The organism is Candidatus Stoquefichus sp. SB1 (genome assembly GCF_001244545.1).
Taxonomy (GTDB): Bacteria; Bacillota_I; Bacilli_A; order Erysipelotrichales; family Coprobacillaceae; genus Stoquefichus.
In genome coordinates this window covers 855535-869203 of sequence record NZ_LN852696.1, presented here as the reverse complement: position 1 = coordinate 869203, position 13669 = coordinate 855535, and the positions used below count along the sequence as shown (strand labels likewise).

Here is a 13669-nt window from a genome sequence, read left to right as displayed (position 1 = left end):
GATTGACATAATTCGATATTTTTATCTTGGGAAACTGTGGACTTCATTGACTTTAAGACACTTTTGCCTTATAATCACAGTAGGTGAATTCCTTCACCTGGAAAAGAGAGAAATAATTATTTCTCTTGTCCATGCTGTAATCATTTTAAGAAAATGAAAGGAGTAAAAAAATGATTTATACAAAAGAAGTCGAAGAAATGTGCACTGTTGCACGCGGTGGAAATCATGGATGTGCTCCAATTCCTGAAGAAGGAAAATGGGTATATTCAAAAGAAATCAAAGATATTTCTGGTTTTACACATGGTATTGGTTGGTGTGCTCCTCAACAAGGTGCATGTAAGTTATCATTAAATGTAAAAGAAGGAATTATCGAAGAAGCATTAATTGAAACAATTGGATGCTCTGGTATGACTCACTCAGCTGCTATGGCAAGTGAAGCTTTAGTTGGTAAAACTTTATTAGAAGGTTTAAATACTGACTTAGTTTGTGATGCTATTAATACTGCAATGAGAGAATTATTCTTACAAATCGTTTATGGACGTAGCCAGTCTGCTTTCTCTGAAGGTGGTTTATCTGTTGGAGCTGGTCTTGAAGATTTAGGTAAAGGATTAAGAAGTATGGTTGGTACTGCTTATTCTACTAAATTAAAAGGTCCTAGATATCTTGAATTAACTGAAGGATATATTAACAGAATTGCTTTAGATGATAATAATGAAATCATCGGTTACGAATTCATTAGTCTTGGTAGAATGATGGATATGATTAAAGCTGGAAAAGATGCAAATGAAGCATTAAAAGAAGCTACTGGTACTTATGGTAGATTTGATAATGCTGCTAAATACATCGATCCAAGAAAGGAATAATGGAGGGTACAAAGATGGCATTATTTGAAAATTATGAACGTAGAATTGATCAAATCAACGCTGCATTAGCTAAATATGATATTAAATCTATTGAAGAAGCTAAAGCAATTTGTGATGAAAAAGGTATTGATGTTTACGAAATCGTAAAATCAACTCAACCTATCTGTTTTGAAAATGCTTGCTGGGCTTACACTGTAGGTGCTGCAATGGCAATCAAAAACGGAGATGTAAAAGCAGTTGATGCTGCAAAAACTATTGGTGTAGGTTTACAATCATTCTGTATTCCTGGATCTGTTGCTGATGATCGTAAAGTTGGTTTAGGACATGGTAACTTAGGATCTATGTTATTAGATGAAAAAACTGAATGTTTCTGTTTCTTAGCAGGACATGAATCATTTGCTGCTGCTGAAGGAGCAATTAAAATTGCTGAAAAAGCTAACAAAGTTAGAACAAAACCATTAAGAGTTATTTTAAATGGTTTAGGTAAAGATGCTGCTAAGATCATTTCAAGAATTAATGGATTCACTTATGTTGAAACTGAATTTGATTATTTCACTGGTGAAGTGAAAGAATTATCTAGAACAGCTTACTCTGATGGACCAAGAGCAAAAGTAAACTGCTATGGTTCTGATGATGTTCGTGAAGGTGTTGCAATTATGCACAAAGAAGGTGTAGATGTTTCTATTACTGGTAACTCTACTAACCCTACTCGTTTCCAACATCCAGTAGCTGGTACTTATAAAAAAGAATGTGTAGAACAAGGTAAGAAATATTTCTCTGTTGCTTCAGGTGGAGGAACAGGACGTACATTACATCCTGATAACATGGCAGCTGGACCTGCTTCTTATGGTATGACTGATACTATGGGACGTATGCACAGTGATGCACAATTCGCTGGTTCTTCATCAGTTCCTGCTCACGTAGAAATGATGGGATTAATCGGTATGGGTAACAACCCAATGGTTGGTGCAACTGTAGCTGTTGCTGTAGCGATTGAAGAAGCTTGTAAATAATTTGATAAAATCAACGCTTTTTGAATTATCTAGAATACAATGTATCTCTAGTAAATATAAAACTTGTTAATTTTAACATAATGAAACTGTACACGTTATTTAGATAAATTCTATGGTGATGTGTACAGTTTTTTTTGTACACAAGAAAGGTAGAATTATGAAAAAATTAACAATGAAAAAAGAAACAAATTTAACATTTGAGGAAGGATGTGAAGAATACTTGTTATATTGCATGGCTAGGAGTTTACGTGATGGAACGATTAAGCATTACAAAGAATGTATGAAGTCAATTTATAGGTTTATTGATCCTAATACTCCTATTTCATCTTTTAATCAAGAAACTATGAATAATTTTATTCTAGATATAAAAGATAATCTTAATGTGAAAGATACAACACTATATGCATATGCTAGAGACTTAAAAACACTTATGCGCTTCTCTGTGAAAAATGATTATTTAAAAACTTTTGATATTACTCTTATTATAGTAGATAAAGAACCTATTGAATGTTATAGTGACAATGAATTATCTATATTATTAAAAAAGCCTAACATGAAACAATGTAGTTTCAGTGAATATAAAATATGGGTTATCATTAATTTCTTATTATCAACAGGTATTAGAATGAACTGTCTCATAAACATTAAGATAAAGGATATAGATTTTGATAATGAGGTTGTTTATATAAGAATGACTAAAAACATAAAGTCTCTTATATTGCCTTTAAACTCTACAATTGATACGATTCTACATAAATATCTAATTGTAAGACAATATAATAATGATGATTACTTGTTTTGCAATGTGTTTGGGAAACAATTTATCAATCCAAAGTTTATTTGAGTATCATCACAATAGAGGTATTTATAAAACTGGTATTCACCGATAAAGATATACCTTTGCAAAAAAGTGGATTCTCATGGGTGGAAATGTTGTAACCTGACAAAAAATACTTGGTCATAGTTCATTAGCCATAACACAAAATTATTTAAACATCTTGACTTCTAACATAAAAAAGATATTGATCAATTCAATATCCTTTCACAATTTAGTAGACAATTTATCAAACTATAATTATATAAAATATATTTACTGAAAATCATTATTTTATATAATTTTTTTCTTTTTTTATATATAAATCTAGTTCTTCTTGAATTTGTTCTTTATTAAAATATCCATTTTCAACTGTATTTTTACAAATTCAAACTCCATTTTTCTATTATTACATTCTATTATAAAATCATATAATGCCCTTTCTACACCCTTCTTTTGTAAATCTTTAGGTACTGAAATCTGTTCCTTTATAAAATAGCAAGATTTCAATAGGATAGCACAAAACTCTTGCCATTTATTTTCATTATCAAAATACGAAAAATTCAATTTATTTATTTCACTCTTTAGAATTTGATAAGCATTAATTGATTGATTGAAATAGTATTCTACAATTAACATTTTCAAAATTTTCTAGCCAATTAATAAATTGTTTCTTAACATCTGAAAAGTCATCATCATTAAGCTCATTCTTTAGTATATCCTCAATGCTCTGTGTAAATAAATATGTGTGTCCAATTACCTTTTCCTTTATTCTTTTATATTCGCTTGATTTTTTATTTCATTTTCATTACCTACAATTATAAATTTACAAGAATCTTGTTCAGCAATATCACTTATACATCCTAATAACTCCTGAATATCGACAGTACATCTTTCTAAATCATCCAATATAAATATAAAATTATCCCCATGTATATTCTACAACATTTTATTACTAATTTTAATTACAGAATTAATCATTTTCGCAAAAAATTCTAATCTTTTTTTCTCATCTGAAAGTATTTATGTAAAAGTAGATACTATTGCCAATGAATCTTGCTTGAAATTTTTATTTTTAGAATTTCCTTTACTTATTCCAAATTGCAATTTTGTAATATTAAACCTTGAATGCAATTCGTTAATACCATTAATTCCATTTAATGATATATAAAATAGATGCTTATTATTCTGATGTAATGTTATCTTTATCTCATTAAATAAAACGTTTTTTACAAAGTATGTTTTTCAAGCAACCCAATGAGCATTTATAAGAATTGCAGAATAACGATTATTGTCTAATTCTATATAATTATTAATCGCTTTTACCAAATCATCTTGTTTCATAAACATCCTCCCCTTCAATCTATCTCTACTAATTTTATATAGAATTTATTCTCTTATCTATGGTATTTACTAATGAATACATAATTTAAAAAGTATAATATATCTATCTATAAATTTTATAATCCTACACTCAACATAATATTTTTTTTATATTCATGCAAATCGCTATAATTAGTAATTTTAGTTTCAAATATTGTCCTACACACAGTGATAATCTTAAAGTATAAAGAATTTAAAAAATGATTCACATCTCTAGATTCATTATAAAATTCATCTAAATTTTTGCTTGTATGAATAGTTGCAGTTCTTAAACTTTGAAAAATCTCTATTAAATTATCACAATCTTGCATATACGATGTTTTAAACTTTCCTTTTTCATTTTCCACATCATATCTATCTAATAGTAAAAAAAACTGAATAAATTTTCTAACATCTTTAAGTTTAATATACTCTTGAGGATTCGCAATAATTTCACAAGCCCTAATTAAAGTATTAAATGCAGTTGTCAAATCAAACTCGTATAAACTTTGTTGTAATAAATATAAACATTTTTTGATTGTATTTATCACCTCATCATTTCTTTTACTATTATAAATTTCTACAAAATCAAGATTAATATTATTTATTTCAGCATACATTCCTAAACCTTCATATGAAATATATTCAATATTTCCACTCAAAAAAATAGCCTCTTTTTTTTCAGTATCTACATAAGCAGCTAATTGAGTTTGCATAAATATTCCTGGATAAGTAGGCAATTCCATTTTATTTTCAAAATGACATATTGATAAAATAAAAACATTTAAAAAATCTCTTGCTTCTCTAATCATTTTTTTGATAATAAAACTATTATCGTTAGCATTTCTATTATCTAATTCAATCAATGGATCTTCATATGGAAAAAAGCAACAAGTTACTCCTTGATCATCCCATGATTTATAAAGTTCCCAAGCTAGTAATAATACCTCTTTTTCTTTTATTCGATCCTCATCACTCATACTTTTATCATATTCAACTTCCCCACTCTCACTTTTTAATTCTGATGGAATAAAATAAAAATCACCAATTTTTAATGCATAATCTAATTCAAACCTTTCAATAGGTAAAACTGCATATTTCACACTTTCACACTCCAATCATATAGATATATCATACCTGATATATTTATTTTCTACAAGTTCAACCAAATCGAAAATACTATATTTTTTCAATTCAGCCTCATCAACATTAAATAATTATTATGAAAACTAATAGTATTAATTTATAAATTTGATATACTATAAATAATAAAGTAGCTGATATTATGAAACCTATAAAACATATCAATAAGCCCAAAATCTATTGAAGAAAAAATAGATGAAAGATTAAAAGATGTTGATAACGGTAAGGTAACTGATGTTGCGACTGTTTTAGAACAATTACGTAATAGGTATGCTTATCGTGACAATTAAATTTCATGTTAATTTTGCTGATAGAGCCATAAATGATACCAATAATATCTTAAGTTATTATAATCAAACTTATTTCAATCCTCAAATTAATAATCATTTCCTTGATTCTATTGAAGCAGAGATTGCTATATTATCGGACTCCCCTTTTATTCAAAGGGTTAGACTGATTAGGAATAAACGTGAAATCTGTTGTGCACTATTTATGGGATATTTATTATGTTATGAAATTGATCAAACGAAAAATATAATCAATATCTTACGTGTATTTCATCAATTAGAAGATTATGAAAACAAATTAATTTAAAATATTTTATGGAATAGTAAACAACTATTCCATATTTATTTAAATAATAATAAATTATTTATTAGGAGTGTGACATTAATGAAATTGTCCAATGAATTAAAACGAAAAGACACAAAATGTTTTACTCATTCACAGAATATTGAAGAAAAATTAGAAGAAGCAGAAAAAGATTATGAACAAGGTCGAATGCATTCCGAAGAAGAAGTATGATCAATGTTTAGTAAAAAAATGGAATTGATTTATAACAACAATTCATTGTAACTGTTTTGATACGGCTATTATTGTCCTATAAATATTTAAGAACTTGTAAGAAGTCCTCAGAGGTGATGAATTACATACTTATTGCACACATTTAAATAAAATATAACTTTTAAAATTTCACTTCAAAATCTAATTTACATTGATAAATTCATTGTTTTTTGAATTCGTTTTTTTCATTATTATTTTGATAATTCTTGGTTTCAGTTTCGATTGAAGAAACTTGTAAATAATTACAAATATGATTTTAAAATTCAATTCTTACATTATAAAAAATCAACTCATATAATAATACAATAATGCATAAAATTCCTTAAAGTCAATTTCCCCAATTCTTATAATGATGATATGTTCAATATGAAAATTATTGAATTTCATATTAACTTTAATTTCTTTTATTTCAATATTTACCAATTCATAATCAATATATGGGATAATCATTTTTTCATCCCTTGCTTTGTATATTCCTAATTCAATACTTCTATTTAATTCATTATTTTTGAGGTGATATTGAGTTTCTAGCAAAGTTAATAACTCATCAAATGTGTTTGCTTTTATATCACTATATTTATCAATATTTATTATTACATTTTTGAGAATACTTTTAAAATATACTTCTTCAATCTTTACTACATCCGCATATGTCACAGGTATTTTTTCTATTCTTATATTATTTTTCTCATAAAATTGAAAATCATTACTATTAATAATCATCATTTCATTCTCATACATATTTTTATTAAAAAAATAATCCATACTATTTATTACACCTTTAATATAAATTTTATCAGCTGAAATTCGTTTTAACATATCAATCAGATTTACACAATACCCTTTATCTTGATTACAAACCAGATAAGCTTCAATAATATGAAAGTTTTTTCTTAAATAACCCGAAAGAGAACTGGCTATAAGATATAGATTATTTTTGTCAATTTTATATCCTAAAACTGAATGTATTACATTTCCTAACATATAAGATAATATGAATGCTAATGTATCATGTTCAAAGAGTTCATTTTTGAAATATTCATCATAATAATATCCATTTTCAATTCTCAAAATAATACATTCTAATAATAATTTCATCTCTTCATTCTGAAATTTTTTATCTAAACTCATATTGAAGTGATTTTTTAAATGAGTGTTAAATTGAGATAATATACTATCAATCCATTTTTGATTCTGTATATAATAACTATCTTTTAAAAGAAAAGTTTTTGTATGATATCTTTTTTGCAAGAAATGAAGATCACTCTGACTTAAGTTTATATCCAATTTTTGTAATTGATTATGTATATTAAAAATATATTGAGATATGTCATTGTCTATTTTTTCAATCTTAAACTTATCATTTTTATTACGAAAATAACTAATAACAATATCAAATGTAAAAGATTTTAATCCATTTCCAGTAAATTTATCTTCTCTACCTACATCAAGTGAACAAATAAGTACATATACCATATTAAAAATCTTATTGAAATCTGAATCAAAAATATAATTCATATATTTCATTAATAATATATCATCCTTTGTCTGTGAAAAAATACCACTAATTAAATCTCTTTTAGATTCTTCAGTTCCGTCTAACATTAAAATATTGGATTTTACAAAAATAATTTTAAGTTTTGGAAACTTTTTATTGATGATATATAACAATTTTTTTACGTCTTGATTTACTGTTGTTGTTGTAATAAATAATTCATCTTCTATATCCATTAAATTCAATGTTTTTTGAGTGCATAATTTTAATAATATATACATTGCTCTTTCTTGTGATGTTTCTGGTAAATTAAGTGTTGTATTATGTGAAGCAATTTCAAAATACCTTTTATTTTCATATAAAATTTGTTTCTCATTGTCTGATAAATAATAGCCATAAGTTTTTGAAGAATTGACTTTAATACCTAAGCTTAGTATTTCTTCATTAATTTTCTTAATATCATTTCTAACCGTTCTTAAACTCACATGAAATTCTTTAGCTATTTGACTTCCGATGACTGAATCATTTCTTTTCATTAAATAAAATAGTATTTCGCGTTGTCTTCTAATCATAAACTCACCTTCTTTACTATACTTTTATTATACCTGAATATAATTTTGTAAAGCAAGAAAAAGTAGAATGATAAACAATTCTACTTTTTATATCTATGAACACGTTGATCATCAATAATCCCACTAAAATCCATACCATATGCAAAATCGTATTGATGATTATTTTCATCAGTATAGCAGTCCATATCACCTGAAACATCTTCATATTGTTCTTCAACTGTTTTCATATCCTTTGGCATTTGAAATGGTAATAATCCACTTGGTTCATAAATTCCTTTTATAATTTCAAGTATGACTTGATCCTGTACACCAAAATGAACAAGTATAGCATCAGCGTGTTTTTCAAATTCACTAACAACACATGGTTTTTTCATCATGATAGATACAATAACTGGTTTATTTTTCATTAATTTTTTTGTTTTTAAAACCATATCTAAATCTGATTCATTAAAAGCATGATTTGATTTACCAAAATAATTTCGATCACAGTTCTTCTCTAATGGCTCTCCTTTTGCAATACTAGTCTTTCTAGCATAACTTGCAGTATATGGACGATATTGTAATGTAATTGGAATATACCCTTTTTGCTTATCATAACCTTCACTTACAGGACTCATAATTGATACGATTGCAAAATCAGCATCTTCAGCATTATCAACAACTTCATAATATTTTTGAGCTATATTTAGATTCAGACATGGTTTAGATATTTCTGGGAGGATATTTCCAAACCAATCTGTTGACACTTCTACTTTTCTACTAGGAATATAAACCTTGACTCTTTTTTCTATAGGTAAAATATTATTATTCTTTAACATAACAACTGATTTTACTTGAGTTATATAACCTTTTTGTGTATATTCGCTACATCCTACAGTTAAAACTGTCTTATCAATATCTACATATGGATTATCAAACAATCCAGTTTGAAACATATTCGTTAATAATCGTTTAGCAGATATTCGCATTCGCTCATCTGCCTTATCTTGACCATATTTTGTCACTAACATTTTATAGGCTTCTAATACTGGTACAATATCATTATTTCCACCAAATTGATCAACACCTGCTTCCAATGCTTTAAAATGTCTAAATGCTACTGATTTTTCCTCTAACCCCCAGCATTTTCCAGAAAATGTTTCTATATTTGGACCATGATTGGCCGTTATTAACCAATCAGTACAAACAACTCCATTATAATGGTATTTATCTCTTAACAAATCTGAAACAATATATTGAGAATATCCATTTCCAACATTTTCTTTTAAATCCTGATTATATGAGATTGTATAATAAGGCATGACGGAAGATGCTTGTCTTGTTTTACCACTAAGTTTAAAAGCACCATTTACGAAAGGTTTTAAGTGTTCAGAAAAATTATTTCCTGGATAGACAGCATATTTTCCATAACAATAATGTGCATCTCTTCCACCTTCACCACTCCCTCCACCTGGCCAGTGTTTCACCATTGCATTGACACTTTCACTCCCCCATCCAAGATCCTCATGTGTTTCACTATAAGTGGATTGAAGTGCATCGCAGTATGCTTCTGCCATATCAGTACTTAATTTTGTGTTTTCACCAAAAGTTCCAATAAATCTTCGCCATCTTGGATCAGTCGCTAAATCAATCTGTGGTGATAAAGCTGTGGTGATTCCCAAGCATCTATACTCTTTCGCACAAATTTCAGCAAACGCTCTTGTTACTGATGGATCAAAAGTTGCAGCTAATCCTAAGTTTTCAGGCCATTTTGATATATCACTTCCTGCGCCCAAATTATACTCCGCATCTGAACTTATTCCATGTCTTGGATCAGAACTTATATTAACAGGTATTCCTAATCCATTCATCTCACAAAAAGATTGAATTTCATTAGCCCAAAGTGCTGCTTCTTTTGCGCTATCAACTGACGATAATAGAATATGTCTGACATGATCCTTTTCTAAAAACTTTTTTTGCTGATCTGTTAAATGCCATATTTCACAATTTGATTCTTGGAACTTTTTTCCATTATATGTGTTTTCACCAAATAGTTTTTCATACTTACTACTCTTCTTTGTTACCGTTTGATGTGAAGAATATAACATTAATCCAGCTATTTCTTCTATTGATAGTTTATTTGCCAAATCATTGGCTCTTATATCTGGATCTAGTCTCCAATCTTTATAAAGATTCAATATTCCAGTATGATCATGATCTTTAAAAAAGAGTCCATCTTTATAAATAATTCCATCTATATTCAATTTTGAAATACCAATATTTTGTCCATTTTTATTTTTAAATAGTATATACTGTCCTTTATCTTCTCCACAGTTAAAATTATCTGATTGGCCTATCATTGCAAAGTTCCTCCATTTGATGCAATAACATCTTTATACCAATAAAAACTTTTCTTTTTTCTTCTTTGCAAAGTTCCTTGACCATTATTATCTTTATCAACATAGATAAATCCATACCTTTTTTTCATTTCACCACTTCCAGCTGAAATAATGTCTATTGGTCCCCAAGTACAAAAACCTATTAAATCAACCCCATCTTCTTCTATAGCTTTATATGCTTCCTTAAAATGAGAATTAAAATAGTCAATCCTATATTGATCATCAATTTCTTCTTGTAATGCATCGTCATCAGCACCAAATCCATTTTCGACTATAAATAATGGCAAATGATATCTATCATAAAGATAATTTAATGAATATCTAAGCCCTAATGGATCAATTTCCCAGCCCCAATCACTAGCTTTTAAATAAGGATTTTTAACTCCACTAAAAATATTTCCTGATCCCTCTTGATACTTCTCAGGATAACTCGAAAATGCTATTGACATATAATAACTAAAAGCAATAAAATCTATTTTATTCTCACTTATTAAGCGTAAATCGTCTTCTTTCATATCAATGATTGCATTATTTTGTTGCATATATTTATGAAAATAATAAGGATATTTGCCAGTTGCAGGAACATCTAAAAAGAATAACTCTTTATATCTTTCTCGCCAAAAATTGTTATAAATATCCTCCGGATCACATGTTCTTGGATAAGATGGAATATGCGCAACCATTGCTCCTATTTGAGCTCCTTTTAACATTTTATGACATAATTGAACAGTTTTTGCAGTGGCAACAAATTGATGATGAATAGCCTGATAAATTTTTTCAAATCTATTATCACCTATATCCATCTTTAGTCCTGTATGAATACATATTGGCCAATCTCCATGAATATCATTAACTGCACAATTTATCTCATTAAATACTATCCAGTACTTTACATCTGAAAATTCAGTAAATAAAACTCTAGTATAATTTTCAAACAAATGAATTAGTTCATAATTTTCCCATCCACCATAGTTTTCAACTAAAGCACTTGGCATCTCAAAATGTGAAATCGTTAATATAGGCTCTATTTTATATTTTTTCATTTCAGTTAAAACATTCTTATAAAATTCAATACCTTTTTTATTAGGTTCTTCATCATCCCCATTTGGAAATATTCTTGTCCAGGCAATTGATATTCTCAAACATTTAAAACCCATTTCACCAAATAATTTTATATCTTCCTTATAATGGTGATAAAAATCAATTGCTTCATGTCTAGGATAATAAACACCATCTTTAAGTGTTAATTTAAAGTCTTTTACCCTACTGCTTACTGTTCCTAATTCGAGAAAATCAGCAACAGATAACCCCTTACCATCTTCTCTATATGCACCTTCACATTGGTTTGCAGCCAATGCTCCACCCCAAAGAAATCCTTCAGGAAACACATACTTTGTATTCATTAATCATTTTCTCCTTCAAGAGCAATTTTGTCTTCTTCAATGACTTGTTTATCAAATAATTTAATAAATGGATAGAAAATAAGTAAATTTACTGCAAATAATATAAACCACATAACTGGAGCTTTCCAATCCATTGTTGATAGAAATGCATTAATTGGTGCAGGAAAAGTTGGCAAGAAATAGATATAGATCTTTCCAACAATATCAAAACTCATCATTAAATATGAAACAATTGTATTTAATATTGTTGTTAATAAAATTGGTACAACTAAAATAACGTTCATAACAATTGGTAATCCAAATATTAATGGTTCATTAATATTAAATAGATTGGGTATAAAAGAGAATTTACATAGTGAACGTAATCTTGGACTTTTAGCAAATAATAAGACAGCAATAAGTAAAGCATTATACATAATTTGTGTTGCAAAAATTGACTTAAAAGAACCAGCAAAAACATGGGTCATAGCTGCTCCTGAAGCTACTGCAGCAGCATTCGCTGTAAGATTTGCTGTTTGTAACGGTCCAATAATTGCTGCCATTAAAGCTGCTCCATGAATACCAAACAACCAAAATGTCATTACGAGTACATTAATCAATACAACCGCTGGTAAAGATTCGCTTGCTGATAGAAATGGAGCTAATATATTTGTTAGCAAATCAACAAAGCCATACCCTAGACCAATTTTTAACAATTCATTTCCTCCAACAACAAGCAATACATTGATAATTAAAGGAATTAATAATTCAAATGGTGCACTGACCATAGGTGGTACTGATTCTGGCAATCTAATCGTTACATTATATTTTTTTAATAATCGACTCACTTCTACTGTAAGCATCGCAACAATAATTGCTTCAAACATACCACTAGCATCTAAATAATTAATTGAAATAGAATTTAATCCACTTTCATTTTTTCCTACTTCTACTGCAATTGCTAAAAATACAAATAATGAAGTTAAACAAGTATAACTTGATTTGAGTTTATACTCTTCTGATAACGAATATGAAATTCCAATGACTGTATAAACTGATATAAGTCCTAAGGATAAATTGTATAAAGTCTTTAACACAAGTGAACTAGAACCCCAAGATTGAATATTCAATAACAAACTATAAAACCAGTTTGTTGGTTCAATCCCAGATGGAATTGGTAAAAACATCAATATCATTACAAATCCACCTAATAATGTAAATGGGAGTGTAAACATCATACCACTTTTTAAAGAATTAATATGTTTTTCAGTTGATAACTTAGATGCAACTTTACCCAAACTTCCTTCTAAAATATTCTGAATTTTATTAATAAATGAAGAATTCAATTTTCTTCTCTCCTCTCTTTTCGTTATAAATAGCGCTATCTATTACGTCTATATCATATATAAAATATCTATGAGTTACAAACAATAAATTGCACATCAGATGTGCAATTTATTAAATATCCTATTTATATTATCCTTCAATTTATTCAAGTATTTCTTTTATAACAAAATTGAATTCTTTACAGTACTGTTTACCAAAAAATTTCAAACTAATATATAAGTTATTTGAAAGTTATTGATTTTATAGATATTTTTCTAATAGGGTAAAATGAATTTACCTTTTTATTGTTTATATTTCTTAATGATTTAAGTTAAAACTCAATGAAATTATTAGAATAGTAATCAAAAGGGCTAGGCTAAACATATTGTTTACTATACAAAAATTATAATTAATAAAAATTTTAATATCCTCATGAAAGTTTATGGCACTTAGATAACGTTAACAAGTGTCTTTTATT

12 protein-coding genes are annotated in these 13669 nt (G+C 27.7%); 5 read left to right on the top strand and 7 right to left on the bottom strand.

Annotated elements, in window-relative coordinates:
- The first annotated feature begins 170 nt into the window (after nt 1-170).
- The 3 genes from BN1865_RS16755 (at nt 171) to BN1865_RS16745 (ending at nt 2720) form a co-directional block, all read left to right on the top strand.
- Nucleotides 171-863, top strand: a complete 693-nt coding sequence (locus tag BN1865_RS16755) for an iron-sulfur cluster assembly scaffold protein (RefSeq protein ID WP_050638397.1) — start codon at nt 171-173, stop codon at nt 861-863.
- A 14-nt stretch (nt 864-877) separates the two neighbouring features.
- A complete protein-coding gene (locus BN1865_RS16750; RefSeq protein ID WP_050638396.1) occupies nt 878-1876 on the top strand; it encodes a GGGtGRT protein in 999 nt (332 codons plus the stop codon).
- 157 nt (nt 1877-2033) lie between these two features.
- On the top strand, nt 2034-2720 hold the full coding sequence (locus BN1865_RS16745; protein WP_198527299.1) for a tyrosine-type recombinase/integrase: 687 nt from the start codon (nt 2034-2036) through the stop codon (nt 2718-2720).
- Between the two features lie 297 nt (nt 2721-3017).
- Here BN1865_RS16745 and BN1865_RS16740 read toward each other — a convergent pair whose 3' ends face one another.
- The 3 genes from BN1865_RS16740 to BN1865_RS16735 form a co-directional block, all read right to left on the bottom strand.
- Nucleotides 3018-3329: a hypothetical protein gene (locus BN1865_RS16740; RefSeq protein WP_050638395.1), complete on the bottom strand. Its 312-nt coding sequence runs from the start codon at nt 3327-3329 to the stop codon at nt 3018-3020.
- A 129-nt stretch (nt 3330-3458) separates the two neighbouring features.
- Nucleotides 3459-3599, bottom strand: coding sequence for a hypothetical protein (locus BN1865_RS18495; protein WP_157844148.1), 141 nt, complete (start codon nt 3597-3599; stop codon nt 3459-3461).
- A gap of 551 nt (nt 3600-4150) precedes the next feature.
- The gene (locus BN1865_RS16735) at nt 4151-5155 is read right to left on the bottom strand and encodes a hypothetical protein (protein ID WP_050638394.1); all 1005 of its coding nucleotides are present in this window, start codon (nt 5153-5155) and stop codon (nt 4151-4153) included.
- Nucleotides 5156-5474: 319 nt separating this feature from the next.
- Here BN1865_RS16735 and BN1865_RS16730 point away from each other — a divergent pair, with 319 nt between their 5' ends.
- Nucleotides 5475-5789, top strand: coding sequence for a type II toxin-antitoxin system RelE/ParE family toxin (locus BN1865_RS16730; protein ID WP_050638393.1), 315 nt, complete (start codon nt 5475-5477; stop codon nt 5787-5789).
- A gap of 78 nt (nt 5790-5867) precedes the next feature.
- Complete coding sequence (locus BN1865_RS19000) at nt 5868-5999, top strand: hypothetical protein (RefSeq protein WP_255351775.1); 132 nt, start codon at nt 5868-5870, stop codon at nt 5997-5999.
- Nucleotides 6000-6323: 324 nt separating this feature from the next.
- Here the strand turns inward: BN1865_RS19000 and BN1865_RS16725 are convergent, their stop codons facing one another.
- The 4 genes from BN1865_RS16725 to BN1865_RS16710 form a co-directional block, all read right to left on the bottom strand.
- Nucleotides 6324-8105 (bottom strand): HTH domain-containing protein, encoded by a 1782-nt coding sequence (locus BN1865_RS16725; RefSeq protein WP_050638392.1) that lies wholly within the window; start codon nt 8103-8105, stop codon nt 6324-6326.
- 80 nt (nt 8106-8185) lie between these two features.
- Complete coding sequence (locus tag BN1865_RS16720) at nt 8186-10444, bottom strand: glycoside hydrolase family 3 protein (RefSeq protein ID WP_050638391.1); 2259 nt, start codon at nt 10442-10444, stop codon at nt 8186-8188.
- Nucleotides 10441-11886, bottom strand: a complete 1446-nt coding sequence (locus BN1865_RS16715; RefSeq protein ID WP_050638390.1) for a glycoside hydrolase family 1 protein — start codon at nt 11884-11886, stop codon at nt 10441-10443. The genes BN1865_RS16720 and BN1865_RS16715 overlap by 4 nt, the downstream gene beginning before the upstream one ends.
- Nucleotides 11886-13211, bottom strand: a complete 1326-nt coding sequence (locus tag BN1865_RS16710) for a PTS sugar transporter subunit IIC (protein WP_050638389.1) — start codon at nt 13209-13211, stop codon at nt 11886-11888. The genes BN1865_RS16715 and BN1865_RS16710 overlap by 1 nt, the downstream gene beginning before the upstream one ends.
- Between the last annotated feature and the right edge of the window lie 458 nt (nt 13212-13669).